The organism is Xanthomonas arboricola pv. juglandis, from assembly GCF_001013475.1.
GTDB lineage: Bacteria > Pseudomonadota > Gammaproteobacteria > Xanthomonadales > Xanthomonadaceae > Xanthomonas > Xanthomonas arboricola.
The window spans coordinates 722,586-747,553 of record NZ_JZEF01000001.1 but is presented as its reverse complement, the minus strand read 5'-3'; the positions used below and the strand labels follow the sequence as shown (position 1 = coordinate 747,553).

Annotated in this window: 17 protein-coding genes; 5 read left to right on the top strand and 12 right to left on the bottom strand. The window is 65.3% G+C overall.

Translation table 11 applies throughout. From position 1 onward, the window contains the following. Window positions 1-394 precede the first annotated feature (394 nt). From XARJCFBP2528_RS03045 to XARJCFBP2528_RS03030, 4 genes are all read right to left on the bottom strand, one after another. Window positions 395-1,276 (bottom strand): alpha/beta fold hydrolase, encoded by an 882-nt coding sequence (locus XARJCFBP2528_RS03045; RefSeq protein WP_230724079.1) that lies wholly within the window; start codon window positions 1,274-1,276, stop codon window positions 395-397. A gap of 196 nt (window positions 1,277-1,472) precedes the next feature. Next, entirely contained in the window at window positions 1,473-4,064 is a 2,592-nt protein-coding gene (gene acnB, locus XARJCFBP2528_RS03040; protein ID WP_047124295.1) for a bifunctional aconitate hydratase 2/2-methylisocitrate dehydratase, read from the bottom strand. A gap of 48 nt (window positions 4,065-4,112) precedes the next feature. Then, window positions 4,113-4,523 carry a type II toxin-antitoxin system VapC family toxin gene (locus tag XARJCFBP2528_RS03035; RefSeq protein ID WP_016903181.1) on the bottom strand — a complete coding sequence of 137 codons (411 nt, stop codon included), beginning with the start codon at window positions 4,521-4,523 and terminating at the stop codon, window positions 4,113-4,115. Then, on the bottom strand, window positions 4,520-4,768 hold the full coding sequence (locus XARJCFBP2528_RS03030) for an AbrB/MazE/SpoVT family DNA-binding domain-containing protein (protein WP_016903180.1): 249 nt from the start codon (window positions 4,766-4,768) through the stop codon (window positions 4,520-4,522). Before XARJCFBP2528_RS03030 ends, XARJCFBP2528_RS03035 begins: the two co-directional genes overlap by 4 nt. A 151-nt stretch (window positions 4,769-4,919) precedes the next feature. Here XARJCFBP2528_RS03030 and acnA point away from each other — a divergent pair, with 151 nt between their 5' ends. Next, window positions 4,920-7,688 (top strand): aconitate hydratase AcnA, encoded by a 2,769-nt coding sequence (gene acnA / locus XARJCFBP2528_RS03025; RefSeq protein WP_016903179.1) that lies wholly within the window; start codon window positions 4,920-4,922, stop codon window positions 7,686-7,688. Window positions 7,689-7,895: 207 nt separating this feature from the next. On the opposite strand, the gene XARJCFBP2528_RS03020 is transcribed toward acnA, so the two are convergent. Beyond that, a complete protein-coding gene (locus XARJCFBP2528_RS03020) occupies window positions 7,896-8,345 on the bottom strand; it encodes a Cif family virulence factor (protein ID WP_016903178.1) in 450 nt (149 codons plus the stop codon). Window positions 8,346-8,442: 97 nt separating this feature from the next. Between XARJCFBP2528_RS03020 and rpfB the strand changes: the two genes are divergently transcribed. Both rpfB and XARJCFBP2528_RS03010 read left to right on the top strand, forming a co-directional pair. Further along, on the top strand, window positions 8,443-10,125 hold the full coding sequence (gene rpfB / locus XARJCFBP2528_RS03015; protein WP_026064479.1) for a fatty acyl-CoA ligase RpfB: 1,683 nt from the start codon (window positions 8,443-8,445) through the stop codon (window positions 10,123-10,125). Between the two features lie 474 nt (window positions 10,126-10,599). Then, a complete protein-coding gene (locus tag XARJCFBP2528_RS03010; protein WP_016903176.1) occupies window positions 10,600-11,469 on the top strand; it encodes a crotonase/enoyl-CoA hydratase family protein in 870 nt (289 codons plus the stop codon). Between the two features lie 53 nt (window positions 11,470-11,522). Here the strand turns inward: XARJCFBP2528_RS03010 and XARJCFBP2528_RS03005 are convergent, their stop codons facing one another. The 5 genes from XARJCFBP2528_RS03005 to XARJCFBP2528_RS02985 all read right to left on the bottom strand — a co-directional run bounded on the left by XARJCFBP2528_RS03005 (window position 11,523) and on the right by XARJCFBP2528_RS02985 (window position 18,988). Continuing rightward, on the bottom strand, window positions 11,523-13,700 hold the full coding sequence (locus tag XARJCFBP2528_RS03005) for a response regulator (RefSeq protein ID WP_047124294.1): 2,178 nt from the start codon (window positions 13,698-13,700) through the stop codon (window positions 11,523-11,525). A gap of 4 nt (window positions 13,701-13,704) precedes the next feature. Beyond that, a complete protein-coding gene (rpfG, locus tag XARJCFBP2528_RS03000) occupies window positions 13,705-14,841 on the bottom strand; it encodes a cyclic di-GMP phosphodiesterase response regulator RpfG (RefSeq protein WP_026064477.1) in 1,137 nt (378 codons plus the stop codon). Between the two features lie 140 nt (window positions 14,842-14,981). After that, entirely contained in the window at window positions 14,982-16,499 is a 1,518-nt protein-coding gene (gene lysS, locus XARJCFBP2528_RS02995; protein WP_016903173.1) for a lysine--tRNA ligase, read from the bottom strand. A gap of 208 nt (window positions 16,500-16,707) precedes the next feature. Then, a protein-coding gene (gene prfB, locus XARJCFBP2528_RS02990; RefSeq protein ID WP_100224782.1) for a peptide chain release factor 2 occupies window positions 16,708-17,833 on the bottom strand; the annotation gives its coding sequence in 2 pieces (ribosomal slippage) (window positions 16,708-17,757 and window positions 17,759-17,833; 1,125 coding nt in all). 234 nt (window positions 17,834-18,067) lie between these two features. Then, window positions 18,068-18,988, bottom strand: a complete 921-nt coding sequence (locus XARJCFBP2528_RS02985; protein WP_080591358.1) for a LytTR family DNA-binding domain-containing protein — start codon at window positions 18,986-18,988, stop codon at window positions 18,068-18,070. 152 nt (window positions 18,989-19,140) lie between these two features. Between XARJCFBP2528_RS02985 and XARJCFBP2528_RS02980 the strand changes: the two genes are divergently transcribed. Continuing rightward, window positions 19,141-20,355: an acyltransferase family protein gene (locus tag XARJCFBP2528_RS02980; protein WP_016903170.1), complete on the top strand. Its 1,215-nt coding sequence runs from the start codon at window positions 19,141-19,143 to the stop codon at window positions 20,353-20,355. Window positions 20,356-20,455: 100 nt separating this feature from the next. Then, on the top strand, window positions 20,456-21,493 hold the full coding sequence (locus XARJCFBP2528_RS02975) for a DUF1176 domain-containing protein (protein ID WP_016903169.1): 1,038 nt from the start codon (window positions 20,456-20,458) through the stop codon (window positions 21,491-21,493). A gap of 811 nt (window positions 21,494-22,304) precedes the next feature. Here XARJCFBP2528_RS02975 and recJ read toward each other — a convergent pair. Continuing rightward, on the bottom strand, window positions 22,305-24,044 hold the full coding sequence (recJ, locus tag XARJCFBP2528_RS02970) for a single-stranded-DNA-specific exonuclease RecJ (RefSeq protein WP_026064475.1): 1,740 nt from the start codon (window positions 24,042-24,044) through the stop codon (window positions 22,305-22,307). Then, entirely contained in the window at window positions 24,041-24,961 is a 921-nt protein-coding gene (locus XARJCFBP2528_RS02965; RefSeq protein ID WP_016903167.1) for a hypothetical protein, read from the bottom strand. Before XARJCFBP2528_RS02965 ends, recJ begins: the two co-directional genes overlap by 4 nt. Between the last annotated feature and the right edge of the window lie 7 nt (window positions 24,962-24,968).

Here is a 24,968-nt window from a genome sequence, read left to right as displayed (position 1 = left end):
GGTTCCGGGACCCTTGGCGGCATGAATGCCGCCAAGGAGCCTCCATGGACGGATTCACGGCGTGTCCCGGAAGTGGTGAGGGCATCGCGCCCTCGACCAACCGGCTTTGCTGGTTTGAAACGGCAGACAGAGCTCAAACGCAGGTTGTCCTGAGCTCAGGCTGCACGATATGGAAGAAGCGAACACAAAGCACCTGATCTGGCGCTTCGATGCAGGGCCCTTGCCCGCACACCATCGCAGGACACGCCGCAAGTACGTCCTTGTAGGCTCTTACGCGGCATCCATGCCGCGTAAGGTCCGGCGACGGTGGGCTGGCGAGGACCAGGTGAGGTGGCCGGTGCTCATGCTTGCAAGCAATGCATGGTGTCGTTCTGATCGCCAGATCAGCAGCACATTAATAGAGCGGTGCCTGTGCCTGAACGCTGCCTTCAAGCGCGCGCCTTTGCATCCGCGTCGAATCCGATGCCACGGTGCGCTTCAACCAACCCAGCAACTGCGCAGTGACGAACGCCGGATTCTCCAGCGATGCGATGTGCCCGGCATCGGGGATCAGCTCGTAGTCGCAACCGATCACCTCGGCCATCAGCCACAGCTCTTCGGGCGGGCGCGGAATATCGTCTGCGCCGCCGAGCAGGAAGGTGCTGGCCGGATTCAGCGCGGACATCGCCTCCAAACGATCCGCGCGCCCGAAGATCAGCCGGCCCAGCGGCACGATCGAGGTGCGCAACTGCTCGGCCGACAGCGCGGCCAGACGCTGCGCAAACGCAGCCGGCAGCGCGGAATTCAGATCGATGCCGGGGCGGAAAAAGATCGGCACGATCGCCTCGATCAACGCAGGCGTCACCTGCCCGGCCGCTTCGATCGCATCGAGCAAAGCGAAGTAACGCGCTTGCGTGGCCTGCGGCTCGGCACCCAGGAAGGTATCCATCAGCACCAGGCTGCGCACGCGCTCCGGTGCCAGCAGCGCCAGCTCGGCGCCCCACATGCCGCCGACCGACAGGCCGACCACCGCGCATTGCGGCAGTTCCAGCGCATCCAGCAACAGCAGCATCTGCTTGGCAAGATCGCCAACCGTCTGCGTGCCCGCTGGCAGCGCTGCCGATTGCCCGTGCCCCCACAACTCGGGAACGATGACCCGATAGTGCTGCGAAAGCGCCTGGACCTGCGGCTCCCACATGGCCGCGTCCCAGAGATAACTGTGGCCAAGCAACACCGGAAACCCTTGACCGTATTGTGCGTAGTGCAGCGTTTGACCAGCGATCGTGCAAGTGGGCATTGGAGATCAATCAGAGCGATGGGAGCGGCGCCACTCTAGACCTCCCGACTTCAGATTTTTGTTGCAATGCGACAGCCGAGTTAACTGCGATTGCCTTAACTCCCGGCATTGCGCAGCTAAAACGAAGTCGTCGCCCGAATAACGAAAAACGCCCGGCATTGCCGGGCGTTTTCGAACACGTGATCAACCAGCTGGATCAGGCAGCGACGGTGTCGGCCACGTCCTGATATTCCTGGATCTGATCGAAGTTCATGTAGCGGTAGATCTGATCGCCACTGGTCTTGATCACGCCCACATCGGCCATGTATTCGTCCTTGGTCGGGATGCGGCCCAGACGCGAGCAGATCGCCGCCAGTTCCGCCGAACCCAGGTAGACGTTGGTGTTGCGGCCCAGACGATTCGGGAAGTTACGCGTGGAGGTGGAGAACACCGTGGCGCCCTCGCGTGCCTGCGCCTGGTTACCCATGCACAGCGAGCAGCCCGGCATTTCCATACGCGCGCCGGCAGCGCCGAAGGTGCCGTAATGGCCTTCCTTGGTCAGCTCGGAGGCGTCCATCTTGGTCGGCGGCGCCACCCACAGACGGGTCGGGATATCGCGCTTGCCTTCCAGCAACTTGGCGGCGGCACGGAAGTGACCGATGTTGGTCATGCACGAACCGATGAACACCTCGTCGATCGCCGCACCGGCCACGTCGGACAGCGTCTTGACGTCGTCCGGGTCGTTCGGGCACGCCACGATCGGCTCGTGGATGTCGGCCAGGTCGATCTCGATGACGGCGGCGTACTCGGCGTCGGCATCGGGCTGCAGCAGCTGCGGATCGGCCAGCCACTCTTCCATCTTCTTGATGCGGCGGCCCAGCGTGCGCGCATCGGCATAGCCTTCGGCAATCATCCAGCGCAGCAGGGTGATGTTGCTGGTCAGGTATTCGATGATCGGTGCCTTGTCCAGGTGCACGGTGCAACCGGCCGCCGAACGCTCGGCCGAGGCGTCGGACAGCTCGAACGCCTGTTCCACCTTCAGGTTCGGCAGGCCTTCGATTTCCAGGATGCGGCCGGAGAAGATGTTCTTCTTGCCCTGCTTGGCCACGGTCAGCAGACCGTCCTTGATCGCATACAGCGGGATCGCATTGACCAGGTCACGCAAGGTCACGCCCGGCTGCATCTCACCCTTGAAGCGCACCAGCACGCTCTCGGGCATGTCCAGCGGCATCACGCCGGTGGCGGCGGCGAAGGCCACCAGGCCGGAGCCGGCCGGGAACGAAATGCCGATCGGGAAACGCGTGTGCGAGTCGCCACCGGTACCGACGGTGTCGGGCAGCAGCATGCGATTGAGCCAGCTGTGGATCACGCCATCGCCCGGACGCAGCGACACGCCGCCTCGGGTGGAGATGAACTCCGGCAAGGTATGGTGGGTCTTGACGTCGACCGGCTTCGGATAGGCCGCGGTGTGGCAGAACGACTGCATCACCAGGTCGGCCGAGAAGCCCAGGCAAGCCAGGTCCTTCAACTCGTCGCGGGTCATCGGGCCGGTGGTGTCCTGCGAGCCCACCGAGGTCATCTTCGGCTCGCAATAGGTGCCCGGGCGCATGCCCTGGCCTTCCGGCAAGCCGCAGGCGCGGCCGACCATCTTCTGCGCCAGCGAGAAGCCCTTGCCGGTGTCCGGCGGGTCCATCGGCAGGCGGAACAGGTCAGAAGCCGGCAGGCCCAGGAACTCGCGCGCCTTGGCGGTCAGGCCGCGGCCGACGATCAACGGAATGCGGCCACCGGCGCGCACTTCGTCGAACAGCACGTCCGACTTCATCGCGAACTCGGCGATCACCTGCCCGTTCTTCAGCGCCTTGCCGTCATACGGACGCAGCTCGACCACATCGCCGTGCTCCATCTGCGACACGTCCAGCTCAATCGGCAACGCGCCGGCGTCTTCCATCGTGTTGTAGAAGATCGGGGCGATCTTCGAACCAAGGCACACGCCGCCGAAGCGCTTGTTCGGAATGAACGGAATGTCCTCGCCGGTCCACCACAGCACCGAGTTGGTCGCCGACTTGCGCGAGGAACCGGTACCGACCACATCGCCCACGTAGGCGACCAGATGGCCCTTGTCCTTGAGATCGGCGATGGCCTGAATCGGGCCGCGCTTACCGTCTTCTTCCGGCTCGAAGGCCGCGCCGTCGCGCTTGTTCTTCAGCATCGCCAGCGCGTGCAGCGGGATGTCCGGGCGCGTGGTGGCATCCGGGGCCGGCGACAGGTCGTCGGTGTTGGTCTCGCCCGGCACCTTGAACACAGTGACGGTCATGCTCTGCGGCACTTCCGGCTTGCTGGTGAACCACTCGGCATCGGCCCAGCTCTGCAGCACGGCCTTGGCATGCGCATTACCGGCTTCGGCCTTTTCCTGCACGTCGTGGAAGGCGTCGAACACCAGCAAGGTGTGCTTGAGCGCCTCGGCGGAGGTGGCGCCCAGCTCGGCGTTGTCGAGCAGATCGATCAGCGGCTGGATGTTGTAGCCACCCAGCATGGTGCCGAGCAGCTCGGTCGCACGCGTGGGGCTGATCAGCGCGGTTTTTTCGGTGCCGAAGGCCACCGCGGCCAGGTACGAGGCCTTGACCTTGGCAGCGTCGTCGACGCCGGCCGGCACGCGCTGGCTGAGCAGCTCGACCAGGAATGCTTCTTCGCCCGCCGGCGGAGCCTTCAGCAGCTCGATGACCTCGGCGGTCTGCTGCGCGGTCAGCGGCAGCGGCGGGATACCGAGCGCGGCGCGCTCTGCAACGTGGTGGCGATAGGCTTCCAACATGCGGATTCTCCGAAAGACAACAGTGAATGTGTAAACGCGAAACGTGGATCAGCGTGCGGGTTTGGGGACAACGATCTTCAAACCCTTGAAGTAGTCGCGGAAAAAGCCCTCGTCGCGGGTGATCAACCCGTCGCACTGGAGCATCGCGTGGGCGCCGATCAGGAAATCGGCCACCACCCGCTCGCGCTTGCCGCCGCGCGCGCGGAAGCGCTTGTTCATATGGCCGGCGCGCACTGCCGCCGCTTCCTGGGTGGCTTCGTAACGCACCCCGATCGAGGCCAGGGTCTCCATCAGGTCGACCTGGGTATCGAGCATGGCCAGCACCTCGGCCACCACCGCATCGCAGACCACCACCTCGTCGCGCGCCAGCGCATCGCCGATGCAGATCTCCGACACCTCGCCGTAGACCGCATCGCCGACCAGGATGTCGAGCAGCACCGAGGAATCCAGGGCGATCATGGGTCGAACGGATCCCCGGGGGCGCGGCCACGGATGGCGCGCATGGCCTCGTCGGTACTGGTCAGCCCGTCGACCAGCTTGAACTTGCCGCGCACCTTGCGCAGCGCCTCGCTGACGTCCTTGCGCAGGATGATGCGCCCGCCGTCGAGCTCGATCTTGAGCGTGGTGCCCTTGGTCAGTCCCAGGGCATCGCGCACGGCCTTGGGCAGCGTGATCTGCCCGCGTTCGGCAACTGTGGCTTCCATGGAGGTGGCCCCGGCAGAAAGTATGCGCCGATTTTACATACTTGACTTGTCGTACTCAAGGCCACATACCCTGTCCTGCAACCGAACGTACACACTGAATTGGTCACACTGTTCCAAACAGACCTACAGCCTGCAGCCATAGGAGTGATGCATGAGCGATTCCTTTTCCACCCGCACCTCGCTTGAGGTCCACGGCAAGCGCTACGCGTACTACAGCCTGCCGAAGCTGGGCGAGCGCTTCGATATCGGCCACCTGCCCTATTCGATGAAGATCCTGCTGGAGAACCTGCTCCGGCACGAGGACGGCGGTGTCACCGTCGGCAAGGACCACATCGAAGCGGTCGCCAAGTGGGACCCCACCGCCGAGCCCGATATCGAAATCGCCTTCATGCCCGCCCGCGTGGTGCTGCAGGACTTCACCGGCGTGCCGTGCGTGGTCGACCTGGCCGCGATGCGCGATGCCGTGGTCAAGCTCGGCGGCAACGCCGACCAGATCAACCCGCAGATCCCCTCCGAGCTGGTCATCGACCACTCGGTGCAGGTGGACGTATTCGGCTCGGCCGATGCGCTCGACCTCAACGGCAAGATCGAATTCCAGCGTAACCAGGAACGCTACGGCTTCCTGCGCTGGGGCCAGAAGGCGTTCGAAAACTTCAAGGTGGTACCACCCAACACCGGCATCGTCCACCAGGTGAACCTGGAGAATCTGGCGCGTGTGGTGATGAGCGCGGACAAGGACGGGACACAGATCGCGTACCCGGACACCGTGTTCGGCACCGACAGCCACACCACCATGATCAACGGCATCGGCGTGCTGGGCTGGGGCGTGGGCGGCATCGAGGCCGAAGCCGCAATGCTGGGGCAGCCCTCGTCCATGCTGATTCCGCAGGTGGTTGGCTTCAAGCTCAGCGGCAAGCTGCCCGAAGGCGCCACCGCCACCGATCTGGTGCTCACCGTCACCCAGATGCTGCGCAAGGCCGGTGTGGTCGGCAAGTTCGTCGAGTTCTACGGCGAAGGCCTGCAGCATCTGCCGCTGGCCGACCGCGCCACCATTGGCAACATGGCACCGGAGTACGGCGCCACCTGCGGCATCTTCCCGGTCGACGACGAATCGCTGACCTATCTGCGCCTGTCCGGCCGCAGCGAGGAGCAGATCGCGCTGGTCGAGGCCTATGCCAAGGCGCAGGGCCTGTGGCACGACGCCAACACCCCGCCGGCGCAGTACAGCGCCACGCTGGAGCTGGACATGGGCGAGGTCAAGCCGTCGCTGGCCGGCCCCAAGCGCCCGCAGGACCGCGTGCTGCTGGAAGACATGCAGTCCAACTTCCGCGAGAGCCTCAAGCCGTTCGTGGATGCGCGCAGCAAGCGCCTGACCGACATCAAGCAGGAAGACCGGCTGAAGAACGAAGGCGGCGGCGGCACTGCGGTCGGCGCCAAGGCAGCGCAGGCCGAGAGTTCCACCGACAGCGGCGCCGGCTGGCAGCTGCGCGACGGCTCGGTGGTGATCGCCGCGATCACTTCCTGCACCAACACCTCCAACCCGGCAGTGATGCTGGGCGCCGGCCTGCTCGCGCGTAACGCGGCGGCCAAGGGGCTGAAGGCGCAGCCGTGGGTGAAGACCTCGCTCGGGCCGGGCTCGCGCGTGGTCACCGATTACCTGAGCAAGGCCGGCGTGCTCGCCGATCTTGAAACGCTCGGTTTCTACGTGGTCGGCTACGGCTGCACCACCTGCATCGGCAACTCCGGCCCGCTGCCGGACGATGTGTCTGCGGCGATCGCCAAGGACGACCTGGTGGTGTCTTCGGTGTTGTCGGGCAACCGCAACTTCGAAGGCCGCGTACATCCCGAAGTGAAGATGAACTACCTCGCCTCGCCGCCGCTGGTGGTGGCGTACGCGATCGCCGGTACCACCGACATCAACCTCACCACCGATCCGCTGGGCACCGGTAGCGACGGGCAGCCGGTGTATCTGCGCGACATCTGGCCGAGCAACAAGGAAATCGGCGACACCATCGCCGCCACCGTCGGCCCGGAAATGTTCAAGCAGAACTACGCCGACGTGTTCAAGGGCGATAGCCGCTGGAACACCATCGCCTCCCCGGACGGTGCGCTGTACGAATGGGACGCGGCCTCGACCTACATCAAGAACCCGCCCTACTTCGACGGCATGACCATGCAGGTCGGCCACGTCGAGGACGTGCACGGCGCGCGCATCATGGGCCTGTTCGGCGACTCGATCACCACCGACCACATCTCGCCGGCCGGCAACATCAAGAAGGATTCGCCGGCGGGCCGCTTCCTGCAGGAGCGTGGCGTGCAACCGGCCGACTTCAACAGCTACGGCAGCCGTCGCGGCAATGACGACGTGATGGTGCGCGGTACCTTCGCCAACATCCGCATCAAGAACCTGATGTTCGGCGGCGAAGAAGGCGGCAACACGCTGTACTACGGAAAGGATGGCGCGGCGCCGGAAAAACTGGCGATCTACGATGCGGCAGTGAAGTACAAGGCCGACGGCGTGCCGCTGGTGGTACTGGCCGGCAAGGAATACGGCACCGGCTCCTCGCGTGACTGGGCGGCCAAGGGCACCAACCTGCTCGGCGTCAAGGCGGTGATCGCCGAGAGCTTCGAGCGTATCCACCGCTCCAACCTGGTCGGCATGGGGGTGCTGCCGCTGCAGTTCCTGGAGAACGAAAACGCCCAGACCCTGGGCCTGGATGGTTCGGAGGTGCTGGACATCACCGGCCTGCAGGACGGCGCCAGCCGTCGTGCCACGGTGGATGCGAAGAAGTCCGACGGCAGCGTCAAGCAGTTCCAGGTCAAGGTGCTGCTGCTGACGCCCAAGGAAGTGGAGTACTTCAAGCACGGTGGCCTGCTGCAGTACGTGCTGCGTCAACTGGCTGCCCGCAAGGCGGCCTGATCGCAGCGCGCTGCCCTGTAAGCATGACCCCACTCCCGCCGCCCGGCGGGAGTGGGGTTTTGGGCAATCAGAACCTCGTATTGCCGGACAGGTGAGCAGTCATCGGAGGCGGACGGGCGCTGCACGCGAATGCAGCGCAGCGGGGAAATACCTTGCCATCCAATACCCACCGCGCCCACCGGCGATGCGCGCTCCAGAATCGCGGCATCAGTGCCCGGTCGGCTCCCACTGCGCGTGATACAGCTGCCAGTCGCCGTCCTGCAAGCGCCAGCCGGTGGTCACCTGGTAGGTCTGTGCCTGCTCGGGCAGCCAGCGCCCGCTGCCGCCGGTCAGCAGCGCGGTGAAACGCACGCGTGCGGTGTCATCGTGCAGTTGCACATCCACCGGCCCCAGGGTCACGCCGATGCGGCGATTGCCCAGCATCTGCAGCTGCATCAATCGCCGTAGGCCGGCTGCGTCCAGTCCTTGGTCGCCGACAAGATCCTCGGCCACCGGCGCCATCGCCTCGCCGATGTCGCGCGCTTCGATCGCCTGGTGCATCGTCTCCAGCGTTGCGCGCAGCCGTTGTTCCGGTGCGGCACGCGTGCAACCGACCAGACCCACGATGCAAATCGCAACCAACCCGACCCGCCACCGCGCTTGAATGCTGCCCTGCATCACGCTTCGCCTTTTCCATCCATGACGGTATGCTGCCAGCTGTTGTAGCGCCGTGGAACACACCGCGTCACGTAGCGAACACCCTGGAGGGGGGCAGATGAATCAGGCACGTCCTTGGTTGCAAAGTTATCCGGCCGGCGTTGCCGCCGAGATCGATCTGGAGCAGTTCCGGACCGTGGCCGAGGTGTTCGCCACCTCGGTCAAACGGTTCGCCGACCGCCCCGCGTATCACAGCTTCGGCAAGACCCTCACCTATCGGCAAGCCGATCAACTGGTCGAGCAGTTCGCCGCCTATCTGCTTGGCGAATTGCAGTTGAAGAAAGGCGACCGCGTCGCCCTGATGATGCCCAACTGCCTGCAGTATCCGGTGGCCACCTTCGGCATCCTGCGTGCCGGCCTGACCGTGGTCAACGTCAATCCGCTCTACACCCCGCGCGAGCTGAAGCATCAGCTGATCGACGCCGGCGCCAGCGTGCTGGTGGTGATCGACAACTTCGGCACCACCGTGCAGCAGGTCATCGCCGACACCCCGGTCAAGCAGGTGATCACCACCGGCCTGGGCGACATGCTCGGCTTCCCGAAAGCGGCGCTGGTCAACTTCGTCGTCAAGTACGTCAAGAAGCTGGTGCCCGATTACCGCATCAAGGGCGCGATCCGGTTTCGCGACGCACTGGCGCTGGGCCGCAAGCACAGCGTGCCGACGCTGCAGATCGAGCCCGATGACATCGCCTTCCTGCAGTACACCGGCGGCACCACCGGCGTGGCCAAGGGCGCGATGCTCACCCACCGCAATCTGGTGGCCAACATGCAGCAGGCCCACCAGTGGCTTGCCGGCACCGGCAAGCTGGAAGAAGGCGCCGAGGTGGTGATCACCGCGCTGCCGCTGTACCACATCTTTGCATTGACGGCCAACGGCCTGGTCTTCATGAAGATCGGCGGCTGCAATCACCTGATCAGCAATCCGCGCGACATGCCCGGCTTCGTCAAGGAATTGAAGAAGACCCGCTTCACCGCCTTCACCGGCGTCAATACGCTGTTCAACGGCCTGCTCAATACGCCCGGCTTCGACCAGGTGGATTTCTCCACGTTGAAGATGACCCTTGGCGGCGGCATGGCGGTGCAACGGTCGGTCGCCGAACGCTGGAAAAAGGTCACCGGCCTGACCCTGGTCGAGGCCTACGGCCTGACCGAAACCTCGCCTGCCGCCTGCATCAACCCGATGGACCTGAAGGACTACAACGGTTCGATCGGCCTGCCGATTCCGTCCACCGATGCCTGCATCAAGGACGACGCCGGCGCGATGCTGCCGCTGGGCGAGATCGGCGAGCTGTGCATCAAGGGCCCGCAGGTGATGAAGGGCTACTGGAAGAAGCCGGAAGAAACCGCCAAGGTCATGGATGCCGACGGCTGGCTGCACACCGGCGATATCGCACGGATGGACGAGCAGGGTTTCGTCTACATCGTCGACCGCAAGAAGGACATGATTCTGGTGTCCGGCTTCAACGTCTACCCGAACGAGATCGAGGACGTGATCGCCGAAATGCCCGGGGTGCTGGAAGTGGCCGCTGTCGGCGTACCGGACGAGAAGTCCGGCGAGATCGTCAAGGCCGTCATCGTGAAGAAGGACCCTGCGCTGACCGCCGATGCGGTCAAGGCGCACTGCCGCGCCAACCTGACCGGCTACAAGCAGCCGCGCGTGATCGAGTTCCGCAAGGAACTGCCGAAAACCAATGTCGGCAAGATCCTGCGCCGCGAACTGCGGGATGCGCCCAAGGGATAATCCCCCGGCGCCACCGCAGATCGACGGCCACCCGGCTGCCATCCCACGCCCGCACTGCCTCCAGGCCTTGCGGGCGTCTGCTTTTGCACGCTTCGGACGGTTCACGCGTCTCAGACGAGTGGTATGCGACCACGGGCATGCCGGAATGATGGCCGGTTTGCACCTGGTTATATCCGCATTTTTGACACCCGCAAATGCAGGCACGCACTTTGCGGTTGATAACACCGGCCAGGGAAGCCCTGCAGGAAACCACAGGCCAATGACCAGACAGATAATTTCAGCACTGGGTAATCCACAATAAACTGCATTTGTTTGCAGACATTCGCTGAAAGATTCAGCACACAGGGCTCACCGGGTAGAAAGGAAGCCCTCAGCGTTCATGGAGATAGTGCCGGTGTAGCATCGATTCGGAGTGGATCGCGCGCGCCCGCCGGCGTCCACTCTCCCATCGCGGGCTTTTCCAGGATCACGCCCATGAATACCGTTGAAAAGATTTCGATCGGCCGCCCCCACTCCACCATTCGGGTCGATGCGTCGGCCGCCGATGGCACCCACTGGTTGTTCATGCATGCCAATGCGCGTTTTGGCATCCGTCCCTGCTGCAGTCCCGAATTGCTGGACGACATATGGGATGTCATGGGATCCATCACCCGCGCCCCGCATGAGCGGCGCAGTGGTGAACTACGCCACTTCGTGCTTGCATCCGACTCCACCGCCTTCAATTTAGGCGGCGATCTGGACCTGTTTGCACGCCTGATCCGCGACCAAAACCGCGAGCAGTTGATGCGCTATGCCACCCGCTGCGTGGAAGGCGTCCATCACCTGCATGTCGGCTTTGGCGGGGACGTGCGCAGCATTGCGCTGCTGCAAGGCGATGCATTGGGAGGTGGATTGGAGATGGCCCTGGCCTGCCACACCATCGTGGCCGAAGAAGGCATCGGGATGGGACTGCCCGAGGTCTTGTTCGGTCTGTTTCCGGGCATGGGCGCGTATTCGTTCCTGTGCCGTCGCGTGTCGCCCCAACTGGCAGAAAAAATCATTCTCGACGGACGCATCTACAGCAGCGAGGAAATGCATGCGATGGGAATCGTGGACGTGCTCGTCCCCAAGGGCCAGGGAGTCGTTGCCACCGAAACGCTGATTCGCCAGCAAAAGCGCATCTCCCACGCCTATCTGGCGATGAACGCCGCACGCAACCTCGCGCAGGCGGTGCCTTACGACGAATTGCTGCGCATTACCGAGGTCTGGGTCGACACTGCCCTGGCACTGAGCGAGAAATCACTGCGCACGATGGACCGTTTGGTCAAGGCACAGAATCGCCGCGCTGGCGCAAGTGCCGCCTGATTTGGTGGATCCAGTACTGGGGGAATCAGGCCCGGCCTATCGCCGGGCTTCACTTAGCCGCGGTCGCCATTCCCGCTGACTCCGCCGTCGGACTTGTTCTGTGCGCGTTGAGCAAGCGCCTCACGCCCGAGTGTCAACCCCGTCTTCAGCTGCTCCAGCCTCTGGCTCCATTCTGCGCGCAGCTGCGCTTCCGGCAGGCGCATCAACTCACCTCCCTGTTCGGCCAGCGCCACCAGCCCGAGATTGCTGGAAACGCCCTTGACCGCATGAGCATGCTCGCGCAGACGTGCCCAGTCCTGGTCCGCCGCCGCCTTGCCGAGCTGGACAACGCAAGCTGCGGCATCGCTGAGACATTGTTGAATGAACTCGCGTTCGAACTCATTCCCCATCCCCAGTTCCGCCAGCTCGTCGAGCACGGCAGGGTCGAGGACGGCGCCACTCGGCGCCGGGCTGCGGGTAGCGATGGCCGGGTCGGCCTGACGCAGTTTCTGGTTGACGGCGATGTCGGCCAGCGTATCCAGCAGCTTGATCGCCGCCACCGGCTTGGCCAGGAAGGCATAGGCGCCCGCCTGCTCGCAGCTGCGGATCGACTCGGGGGTGACATCGGCGCTCAACACCACGACCGGGGTGCCCGGCATACCGCCCGCCTGCATCACCCTGAGCTGCTTCAACATGTCCAGACCGCTGACACCGGGCATGTGCAAGTCGACGATGGCCGCGTCGAAGTCTGCCTCGGCCAATGCATCCAGTACGGCCTCGCCGCCGTCAACGCAGGTCACGCGATGGCCTGCTTTCTGCAGCAGCCGCTGCAGAACCAGGCGATTTGCCAGATGATCGTCCGCCACCAGGATATGCATGCTGCGCACGCGGGCACGGTGACGTAGAAACGGATCGGCAAACGCAATCACGTTGCCCGGTATCGTGGACTCCGCCTCATGCAGCACAGGCGATGGCGTTGCTACGGGCTTGGCGGCCGCCAGGCCAAACGGCAGTTCAAACCAGAACAAGCTGCCGCCCGCGGGATTTTCCTCGAACCCGATCGCGCGCCCCATCGACTGGACCAGTCCCCTGGCGATCGTGGTTCCCAGGCCACTGCCTTCGAACCGGCGCGCCAGTCCGGTATCTGCCTGTTCAAACGCCTCGAACAAACGCGGACGCATATCGACCGGCACACCGATGCCGGTATCGAGCACCTCAAAACGGAGCAGCAAACCGCCACGGCCGCTGGCCTCGGTGGCCGCCACCTTCAACTGGACACTGCCGTGGTCGGTGAACTTGACCGCGTTGCCGACCAGGTTGAGCAGGATTTGCCGCAGATGTCCCGCGTCCCCGTGCACACGCGAAGGCACGTCGGCAGCCACGGCTGTCTGGTAATGCAGCCCCTTGGCCCTGGCCTGTGGCTCCAGGATCAGACCGATTGCCTGCAGGATGTCCTGCAACGCAAAGTCGGACGTGTTGATCCGCAGCTTGCCGGCTTCGATGGCCGAGATGTCCAGCACCTCCTCTACCAGCGCCAGCAGGCTGCGTGTCGATGCCTGAATGGTCTTCAGGCATTCGCGCTGCTCGCTATCCAGACGCGTCGTTGCCAATACCTCGGTCATGCCGGACAGGCCATTGAGCGGTGTCCGAAACTCGTGACTCATGTTGGCCAGGAAGCGGCTCTTGGCCTCACTGGCACGGCGCGCCTCGGCGGTGGCGCGGGTCAACTGCCGCAGAAGGCTGGAGAAATACAACGGAACGGCGGCCAGACCAACGGCAAGCCCGATACCGAGCCGCTGGTTGCGTTGCCAGTAGTCGGTCATCCACAGCGTCGTGGAAAAGCTCACTACCGCCATTCCCACCGCAAGGTACAGATAGCGGTTGCCGTAGCGCAGGCCGTTGCCGACGGTGACCCACATCACCACGACATAGACCCAGGCTAGCGGCTCGCCCATCTGGATCATGCCGGCCGCCATCAAGCCGTAATCGGCCAACATGCCCAGGATGCGACGCGCATCCGAGCGCCCGGGCCGCCACAGCAGCCACCCGAACAACGCAAGTCCGAGACTCAGGCCCGTCAGCACAATGACCAGAACGCCGGTGTGCTGGTGCGGCGGCAGGCTGTGCCGGACACCCGGCAGCAGGACATACGCCAGGATCAGGCTGATCAGCACGATGCGGACGATCGCCTGACCATGTTCGCTGTCGGGTCGATGCATCAACCGCTGCCGGATCCTTCCGAACGGATTCATTGCCTCACACCCCGGGTCGTGCCGATGCGGTCGAGAATTCGCCGCAGATCTGGTCCAGCTGCGCGCGACCGCGTAGCAGCGCATCCACGCAGCGCGGGTCGAACAGGCGACCGCGTTGTGCATACAGATAGGCCAGCGCGGCGTCCATGGTCCATGCCTCCTTGTACGGGCGCGGCGACAGCAGCGCGTCGAAGACGTCGGCCACCGCCACGATGCGCGCTTCCAGCGGAATCGCTTCGCCAACCAGCCCATCCGGGTAGCCGGTGCCGTCGTAACGCTCGTGGTGACGCAACGCGATCAAGGCGCCGACCTGGATGAAACGGTTCTGGCTGCCGCTGAGCAGCTCGTAGCCGATGCGCGGATGCCGCTTCATGATGCTCATCTCGTCGTCGGTGAGCTTGCCCGGCTTGAGCAGCACCGCATCGGGAATGGCGATCTTGCCCATGTCGTGCAGCGGCGCGGCCATCTCGATGATGCGCACTTCTTCCTCGGACAATCCGAGCTGCTCGGCGATCAGGCCGGCCACGTGCGACATGCGCTCCAGGAAGGCGCTGGTGCCCGAGTCGCGGTACTCGATGGCGCGCGCCAGCCGCGACAACGTCTCGCGTTCGCGCTCTTCGACCTCGTTCATGCTGGCCAGCAGACGCTGCTCCAGCGACAGCGCGCGTTGCTTGACGCTTTCGCTCTGCTGACGCAGCTGCAGCAAATTGGCGCAGCGTGCGCGCAGTTCGCGCGGACGGATCGGCTTGACCAGGAAGTCGATCACGCCCGCCTCCAGCGCGGCCTGGCGGATCGGCTCGTCGCCGACGATGGTGATCAGGATGATCGGGATATCGCGATGGCTGGGCAGCCGGCGCAGACGCCGGGCGAACTCCAGGCCATCCATGCCCGGCATGCGATAGTCGAGCAGCAACAGATCCACCCGTCCGGCCTCGCACCACGCCAACGCGTCGAGCGGATCACCGAAATCGTAGACCTTCAATTCCGGTGCGATGTCCTCGATGACGTGGCGCAACATCGTCCGCGCAGACATCTGGTCATCGACAATGACGATGTTCAATCCCAGATCCGCCTTTTCCGACCAGCTTCCCGATGTATCCGCCGACGACACGCCGGCAAGATTACCCAAAACATCCTGCATAGCCGTTGCTCCTCTTTCCTGAGAACGGAAAAGCGATGACGCCGGCCGCCGGGCCGACTCCCCCGACGATACGCCATTCGGGGCTCCGCTCTAGCATATGCAGTATCTGTGCCGTCGGCACGCCGACGGCACAAAAAAGATCAGGCTTCCGGACGCATATATGGGAACAGCAGCACATCGCGGATCGAGGTGCTGCCGGTCAGCAGCATCACCAGGCGGTCGATGCCGATACCCAGGCCGCCGGTCGGCGCCATGCCGTACTCCAACGCACGGATGTAGTCGGCGTCGTAATGCATCGCTTCGTCGTCGCCACCGTCCTTGGCCTGCACCTGCGCCTGGAACCGCGCGGCCTGGTCTTCCGGGTCATTGAGCTCGGAGAAGCCGTTGGCCAGCTCCTTGCCGTTGATGAACAGCTCGAAGCGGTCGGTATATCCCGGCTCGGTGTCGCTGGAACGCGCCAGCGGCGACACCTCGACCGGGTGGTCGGTGATGAAGGTCGGCTGCACCAGCGTGTGTTCCACGGTGGCCTCGAAGATTTCCAGCAACAGCTTGCCCCAGCCGTAGGACGGCTTGACCTTGATCTTCAGCCGCTCGCAGTGCGCCAGCAGCGCGTCGCGATCAGTGCAATCGGCCGCGCTGATCTGAGGATTGTGGTGACGGACGGCCTCATCCATGCGCCAGCGCCGGAAAGCCGGCGCCAGATCGATGGCGGCGCCGTCCCAGTTCACCTGCGTGGTGCCCAGCACCGACTGCGCGGTGTCGCGGATCACCTGTTCGGTCAGGTCCATGATCTGGTGGTACGTGGCATAGGCCTCGTAGAGCTCGAGCATGGTGAACTCGGGGTTGTGCCGGGTCGACACGCCCTCGTTGCGGAAGTTGCGGTTGATCTCGTAGACGCGCTCCAGGCCACCGACCACCAGCCGCTTGAGGTACAGCTCCGGCGCCACGCGCAGGTACAGGTCCAGGTCCAGCGCGTTGTGGTGGGTGGTGAACGGCTTGGCGGTAGCGCCACCGGGGATGTAATGCATCATCGGCGTTTCCACTTCCAGGAAGCGGCGCGCGTCCAGCCAGGCGCGGATCGCGCGGATGATCCTGGAGCGCTTGATGAAGACCTCGCGCGCTTCCGGGGTGACGATCAGGTCGACATAGCGCTGGCGATAGCGCTGCTCCACGTCCGACAAGCCATGCCACTTGTCCGGCAACGGACGCAACGACTTGGTCAGCAGGCGTAGCGCGCTGGCCTTGACCGACAGCTCGCCGGTCTTGGTACGGGTCAGCCCGCCCTCCACTGCCACGATGTCGCCGACATCCCAGCCCTTGAACGCGGTATAGGCATCGCCGAGCACATTGCCCTGCAGGAACAGCTGCACGCGCCCGGACTCGTCCTGGATCTGCGCAAAGCTGGCCTTGCCCATCACCCGCTTGGCCATCAGGCGCCCAGCCATCCTGACCGTGCGTCCGGTCGCTTCCAGCGCCTCGGGGGTCCAGGTGTGGGCATCGGCGAATTCGGCCTGCAGATCGCCGGCGAAATGTTCGCGCACGAAATCGTTGGGATAGGCGATGCCCTGGCCGCGCAACGCGCCCAGTTTCGCGCGACGCTCGGCGATGAGGCTGTTCTCGTCGGCGGGGATCTGCGGCGCGGGGGTCTGCTCGGTCATGGCGGAATCGGTCTGCTGTGGATCGGGCGCGTGCCCGGTGGAGAATGCGGAACCGGGCTGGCCGGTTCCTGCGTTTTACGGTGTATCGGTGCCAACTGCACGGCGCAACGGGACTGCGTGGCGATGCGTCGCGCTGCATTGCGCTGCACGCGTGGCGGCAAGCGCGGAGACGTCGATGCGCGGCAGGCGCAGCGACGTCTCCGCGCGATCAGGCATCCAGGCGCTTGGAGCCTGCCGCCAGACCGGCCTTGAGGCTGGCCTCGACGAATTCGTCCAGATCGCCGTCGAGCACTTTCTGCGTATCGCTGCGTTCGATGCCGGTACGCAGATCCTTGATGCGGCTCTGATCGAGCACGTAATTGCGGATCTGACTGCCCCAGCCGATGTCGGACTTGGTGGCTTCCAGCGCGTCTCGCTCGACATTGCGCTTTTGCACCTCCAACTCGTACAACTTGGCGGCCAGCATCTTCATCGCGTTGTCGCGGTTCTGGTGCTGGCTGCGGCCGGTCTGGCAGGCGACCACGGTGTTGGTCGGGATATGCGTGATACGCACCGCCGATTCGGTCTTGTTGACGTGCTGACCACCGGCACCCGAGGAGCGATACACGTCGGTACGCAGATCGGCCGGATTGATGTCGATCTCGATGTTGTCGTCCACTTCCGGCGACACGAACACCGAGGTGAAGCTGGTATGCCGGCGGTTGTCCGAATCGAACGGCGACTTGCGCACCAGCCGGTGCACGCCGATCTCGGTCTTCAGCCAGCCATAGGCGTACTCGCCCTCGATGCGGATCGTGGCCGACTTGATGCCTGCCACTTCGCCGCCGGACACTTCCATCAGCTCGGTCTTCCAGCCGCGCGACTCGGCCCAGCGCAGGTACATACGCAGCAGGATCTCCGCCCAGTCCTGCGCCTCGGTGCCGCCGGCGCCGGCCTGGATGTCGACAAACGCGTTGGCGCCGTCCATCTGGCCGGAGAACATGCGCTGGAATTCCAGCTTTTCGACATGGGTCTGGTACTTGTCCAGATCGGCGATTACCGCCACCGCGGTGTCTTCGTCCTGCTCGCTTTCGGCCAATTCCAGCAGATCGCCGGCATCGCTCAGGCCGGCCAGCACATCGGCGATGCCGATGACGGTTTTTTCCAGCAGCGAGCGCTCGCGACCCAGGGCCTGCGCACGCTCGGCGTCGTTCCACACGTCGGGGCTCTCAAGCTCCCGGCTGACTTCTTCTAGACGCTCTTTCTTGACGTCGTAGTCAAAGATACCCCCTGAGCGAGAGCACGCGATCGCTGAGATCGGTGATGCGCTGGCGGATCGGATTGGTTTCGATCATGACGGATTTCCGGCAAACAAGCCCGGTAGTTTAGCAAGCGGGCGGCGGCGGCGGAACGCGGTGGCGATCGTGACGGGCCGCAGGTTCGTGCCGGCCATGGACGTCATGGCGACCACTGCAAGCTCAGACCGGAGCAAGGCAGCCAGCAGGCGGTCCAGATGACGAGCGTCTGGGCTCATCTGCCACTGCGAGGCTGGCGCTCGCTCCGGTCGCAAGGCTGACCGCCTGGAACGGTCAGCCCGGCGCGGCCTCGACACGCTGCGGTGTGGGCGCCTGCCCCGCCAACGCCCGTAATGCAGCCAGGTAACGGCGACTGCACGGCAGCACGCCGGCGTCGGCCAGGTGTACGCGGGCGTCGCCGGATTCCAGCGGCTCGATCGCCTGCACGCGTGCCAGCTTCACCAGATAGCTGCGATGGATGCGCACGAACGCGGCCGGGTCGAGCCTGGCCTCGATCGCGGCCATCGTGCTGCGCAGCGGGTAATCGTGGCCGCGTACATGCAGGTTGACGTAGTTGCCCGACGCCTGGATCCACTCGATGTCGGCGGTGGCGACCAGGAAGTCGCGCCCCAGCTTGCGCACCAGAAAGCGTTCCGGACGGTCCAGTGGCTCGACCGGCGGGCCTTCGTCCGGCGCGGCCAGCAGATGCGCCTCGCCCTGCCGACGCCGGCCATACCAGGCCAGCGTGTGGCGTAGCGCCACCAGCAGGGCAAAGGTGCGCAGATCCTTGGACAGCTCGTAAATCCACTGCAACCGCAAGGCGCCGAAATCGTAGTGCGCACCGACCGCCAGATAGACCAGCTTGCGCAGCAGCACCATGCCGCTCACGTGCAGCAGCCACCAGGCAAGTGCGGCCGCAATATAGACAGGAACGCGCCGCCGCCAGACATCGGCATGCAATGGCCAACGCGTGCAGAGCCAGATCAGCGGCGGCAAGAGCAGCAGTGAGACGGTCGCGCTGCTCAACTCCCAGGTCAGCACCTGCCACAGCAGCAGCGGCTGGCCGTCGCGCCGTGCCGCCAGCCATGTGCTGGCGGTGTTGCCCAGCGCGCTGCCATAGAAAACCAGCAGCCAGATCAACGCCACCCAGCGCCTGCCCGCATTGGCATCGCTGTCGGTCTCGCGTTCGATCGCCCCGGACACAGGTGAATTCATCCGCGCATTCTATGCAAACCGCCCGCTGGCCGCCCCCGGTTCGTCCCTGCAGGACCGCAACTGGTCACTCCGGGACGGCATTGCCACCCTTGGCGCAGCTGCCTGGGGCCGGCGTTGCCGAGGATGCGGGCATGTCTCCTACCGACACGACCATGACCGAGCGCCGCCACGATATCGACGCCTTGCGCGTCTTCGCCTTCGCACTGCTGATCCTCTACCACGCGGGCATGGCCTACGTGGCCGACTGGGAGTTCCACCTCAAGAGCGTGCACACCGCGCAGTGGCTGCAATGGCCGATGATCGTGCTCAACCGCTGGCGGATGCCCTTGCTGTTCATGATCTCCGGCATCGCCATCGGGCTGTCGCGGCCGCAGGCCACGCCCTGGCGCTTTGCCTTGCGGCGCTGCGGGCGATTGCTGCCACCGTTGTTGTTCGGCATGTTCGTGGTGGTGGCGGTGCAGGCCTATTGCCAGGGCGTGAGCAACGGCAAGGTCAGCCCGGGCTTGGGCAACTTCCTGTTGCGCTACTGGCAGGTGCGGCCGTGGCCGGCCGGCAGTTTCGATGGCTGGCAGCATGGCATCACCTGGAACCACCTGTGGTATCTGGCCTATCTGCTGCCCTATACCGTCGCATTGATGGCGCTGGTATCGCTGACACGCCCGCTGCGGCTGAGTGCGTTACCGGGCCTGCCCACTGCGCTGGCGGTGCCGGCCCTGCTGCTGTTGCCGATCCTGTGGGAAGCGTTCTGCGTGCTGTGGGTGATGCCGCGCCACCCGCCCACCCACGCGCTGTTTGGCGACTGGTTCGTGCACGCCGAGTCGTTCCCGTTGTTCGTCCTGGGATACCTGCTGGCGCGCAGCGAGCGCTTCTGGCAGTGGGCCGTGCAGCTGCGCTGGCTCACGCTAGGCACCGCGCTTACGGCAATCGGCACCGAACTGGCCATTCGCTATGCCAGCATCCATTGGCAGACTGCGCAACCGGGTGCAGCGCTGGCCGCGCTGCCGTGGGCGGTGATCGAGCACAGCGCACGTGCCGCCTACACCTGGCTGGCGCTGCTGACGATTCTTGGCTGGGCCAGGCACCGATTGAACCGCCCGTTCCGCTGGCTGCCGTACTGCACGGAGGCGGTGTTCCCGTGGTACATCCTGCACCAGAGCCTGATCATCGTGACGCTGTACTGGCTGATGCCGTTGCATCTGAATGCCTGGCTGGAGCCGACGCTGGTGATCGCCGCCACCGTGATCGGCTGCCTGGCGTTGCATGAGTTTGCGATCCGCCGGGTGCGCTGGTTGCGTCCCTTGTTCGGATTGCGCGCACGCACGCCGCGTTCGGCGAGGAAGGCCGACGTCATGCCGATGACCTCATGAACACCAGGCGCAGGGGTGGCGCTGTTTCGCCTGCCACGCACTGGACGGCCCGTCGGCAGCAACGCAAGATGCGCGCCGGACACGCTCTTTCGAAGACACCATGCGCCCTACCCTGCTTGCCGCCACCTTGTTGCTCGCGCCTGTCGCCGCCCTTGCCGATGCGCCGGTGGGCATCGCCTTCGACCACCAGGACTGGACCATCGCCTGCGACAACACCCGCACCTGCCGCGCTGCCGGCTATCAGCCGGATGAAGACGACAGCACGCCGGTGTCGGTGCTGCTGACGCGCAAGGCCGGTGCCGGACAAGCGGTCACCGCCGAGTTGATGCTGGGCCAGTACGACGAGGTCAAGATGCCGGCCTCGCTCAGCTTGCGCATCGACCAGCGCGACCTGGGCAAGCTGGCATTGAATCGCGACAGCGGCACCGCGCCGCTGACCAGCGCGCAGGTGACCGCACTGCTGGCCGCACTGACCCGCAGCAGCAAGATCGTGGCAGTGGGCAACGATGGCCGCCGCTGGCAGCTGTCCGATCGTGGGGCGGCGGCGGTGTTGCTGAAGATGGACGAGTTCCAGGGCCGGCTAGGCACGCGCGGCGCACTGGTGCGCAAGGGCGATCGCGACGAAGCCACGGTGCTGCCGGCCGTGCCGGCACCGCAGGTGCGCGCGGTCAAACTGGCAGCACCGCAAGCGGCCGATGCGCGCCTGGGCACGCTGCCTGCGCTCTATCAAGCACTGCGTGCCAGCTTGCCGGCCGATGAGGAATGCAAGGGACTGCAGGCCGACGATACGGCCGAGCCGCTGTCGATCACCCGGCTCAGCAGCGACAAACTGCTGGTGTCGACCGACTGCTGGATGGGCGCCTACAACGTCGGCACCGGTTTCTGGGTGATCAATGCACGCGCGCCCTTCGCGCCGACGTTGGTGACCACGCACGCCAGCGATATCGACGGTTCCACCATCCTTGAATCGCAGAAGGGCCGTGGCCTGGGCGATTGCTACAGCGAGGCCAGCTGGACCTGGGACGGCCGCCGTTTCGTGCCGACCTCCGAATCCACCTCCGGCCTGTGCAGATTGGTCGCCGCTGGCGGCGCGTGGGAATTGCCGACCTTGGTGACCGAAGTCAAGAAGGCGCCCTGATCGGGGCGAGGACAGTGCGAGCGAGTGCGAGCGCCAATGTGCGCTTGCACGGTCTTGCAGGACGCTTCGAACTGCAAACCAGACTGCTTTGCGGCCGTCAGGCATGCGGCTCTTCGAGCGTGTACTCCCGCATAAATGCCGCCTGTGGTGCGAAGTTCAGTGCAGAGCACGTGCAGAGCGGCTGAGCTGCAGCCTGGCTGCAAGGCCCTTGCCCGCCCACCATCGCAGGACACGCCGCAAGTACGTCCATGCAGGCTCTGGCGCGGCATCCATGCCGCTCAAGGTCCCGCGACGGTGGGCAGGCAAGGACCTGTCAGACGGTCGGTGTGCGTGGTTGCAGGCGGAGCACGACGCGTGTGGCTTGGATCACGGCGCGTCCGATCGGCTCCCCGGCACACGCCGAACAACACAGGCCTTCAAGAAAACACCTGCAGCGTCGTCATCGCGAAGCTTGCAAACAAGATGGTGAAGCGGCCTGCCTTGACCAGGTCGCGGAAACGACATGCCGAGGCGGCAGCGTGGCCGGGGATTGGCGGAGAGCGGCACTCAGGATGTGCCGCGGCGGCGAGTCAGACAGGATGTCTGACCGAACCGAGGAGCCGATCCCCGGCCGCGCTGCCGCCCCTTACCGAAGCCAGCGACTGGCAGCCGCGCGCCTGAGAACCCGACGCTCAGCTCCCTTCACGGACGGATTCACGGCGCATCCGGCGAGCGGCGAGGACACCACGCGCCCTCGACCAACGCGGTCTGGACCATCCAGATGACGTCAGGTGCAGCCTACAAAAGGTAGAGAGAACGCTGAGCCCGCAGCTCAGCCAGTGACTGTCGCCGGCTCGCAATGTTCGACGATCAACTGCACCGCGGTGCCGCCGCGATAATCGTCGCTGACCAGGCGGTACGCCAGCCGCACCATGCGTGCCGGCTCGCTGCCGCGCCAGCCATTGAAGTGGATGGCGTTGAGCGGTTCGGCGCGGCCGGCACAGCGCAGCGTGAGCTTGAGATGGCGCTCCTTGAGCAGGCGCCATTGCAGCACTTCGAATCGGCCATCGAACAGCGGCTCGGGAAAGCCCTGCCCCCACGGCCCGGCCACGCGCAGTGCCTCGGCATGCAGGTGATCGAGCTCGTGCGCGGCCAGTTCGCCGTCGCTGTGCAATTCGGCATGCAGCAACGAGGCGTCCACCATTGTCTGCACCTGGCGCCGGAATGCCTGCTCGAAGGTCGCCAGCGCGGCCTGCTCCAGGCTCAATCCGGCCGCCATCGCATGCCCGCCGAACTTCTGGATCAGGCCCGGGTGGCGCGCGTCCACGGCAGCCAGCACATCGCGGATATGCAGGCCGGGAATCGAACGCGCCGAGCCACGCAGCTGGCTGCTGCCCGGCTCGGCCGGCGCCAATGCAATCACCGGGCGATGCAGCCGGTCCTTGAGCTTGGAGGCGACCAGGCCGATGACACCGGGGTGCCAGTCGGCGTCGAACAGGCACGCGGCGATCGGCAATTCGCCATCGGCATCCAGCACCACCTTGGTGACCGCCTGCTCGGCATCGTCGGTCATCAACTGCTGCACCGCGCGACGCTCGGCGTTGATCTCTTCCAGGGTGCCGGCGATCTCGCGCGCCCGGCTCCAGTCTTCGCTGAGCAGCAGTTCGATGCCCAGGGCCATGTCTTCCAGCCGGCCGGCGGCGTTGAGACGTGGCCCCAATGCAAAGCCGATATCGCTGGCGCTCAGGCGCGCCACGTCGCGGCCGCTGGCATCGATCAGGGCGCGCAGGCCGATGCACCCCTTGCCCTCGCGCAGGCGGCGCAGGCCGGCCGACACCAGCGCACGGTTGTTGGTGTCCAGTGGCACCAGATCGGCGACCGTGCCGACCGCCACCAGGTCCAGCAATACCGACAGATCCGGCTCGGCGCGTTCGGCAAAGGCGCCGCGCGCGCGCAGCACGCCGCGCAAGGCCATCAGCACGTAGAAGATCACCCCGACCCCGGCCAGGGATTTGCTCGGGAAGCGGTCGTTGGCCAGGTTCGGATCGACGATCGCATCGGCCGGCGGCAACACCTCACCAGGCAGGTGATGATCGGTGACCAGCACCGTCCAGCCACGCGCCTTGGCCGCGGCCACGCCGGCGTGGCAGGCGATGCCGTGATCGACGGTGACCAGCAGATCCGGCTGCAATGCAGCCAGCTCGTCCACCAGCGCAGGCGACAGACCATAGCCATGCACCATGCGATTGGGCACCGCGTGGTGGACATCCAGCGCGCCGAGCATGCGCAAGCCACGCACGCCGACCGCACAGGCGGTGGCGCCATCGCAGTCGAAATCGCCCACCACCAAGATGCGACGCTGCTGTGCGATCGCATCGGCCAGCAGCTCGGCCGCGACGTCGCTGTTGTGCAACAACTGCGGTGACAGCAACTGCCCCAGACGCGGCTGCGCGCCCTGCGTATCGGTCACGCCGCGCGCGGCATAGATGCGGCGCAACAGCGGCAACATGGCATCGGGCCAACTGCCGGCCTGCCCGGGTGGGCGCCGGACGATCCGCGGGGTGGAGGTCATTGCGCCAGCTGTACCCGCGGCTTGCGCCAGAAACGCCAGCGTTGCGCATGCGTCAGCGACACGGTTTCGCCGTCCTGGAAATCCAGCACCAGCCGATCCAGTTCGCCACGCGCCATCGCCGCCAGCAACGGCGCCACCGCGTCGTCGCTGAACTGCTGCAGCGAGCGCAGATGGCGCAGGTCCACCAATGCATCCACGCGTTGTTCGCCCTGCGCATCGGCACCGGCCGACAGCGCCAGCGCACGCAGCAGCGATTCGCGGCTGCGTACCTGACGGTGCGGCGAGCTCACCGCATGCGGCAGCACGCCACCGCCCCAGAACCACAGCGAATTGATCGCCGGCTTGCCGCTGGCCACGCGGCCCTCGTTCCAGGGATGCTGATGCAGCAGCACCTGCGCCTCGGTCAGCAAGGCGCGCCAGCGCCGGCCGATCTCGCCGGCCGGCAGATGCTCGAACAGGTCATCGCCGATCGCCAGATCCGGTGGCGCAAATTCCGGCAATTTGGCATCCGGCGACAACCGCAGGTACCAGCGCGCAGGCGTGGGCGCATCCAGCAGGAAGCCGGCATCGCCGAACATCGGCTTGAGGATGGGCAGCAACACCGCCAGGTCCTCGGCCGTGGGGCCGAGCGCCTCGCCGTAGCCCATCAAGCGCGCGCCCTGCATATCCGGCACCACATAGGCCGGATCGGCACGCACCCAGGTCGCACCGGCCGCATCGCCGGCATCGAGCTGGCGGGTCAACGCGGCCACCGGCCAGTGCGCAGGCGTCAGTGCGAAGTGGCGCTGCAGCTGCGCCACTTCGCCGGGCTCGGCACCTTGCTGATCGGCACGCGCCAGCGCACGCGCCACCGGCGTGTCGCCCAGTTCACCGGGCAGACGGCGTTTTTCCGGCAGCAGCAGCGTGGCAGTGGTCATCGGGCGG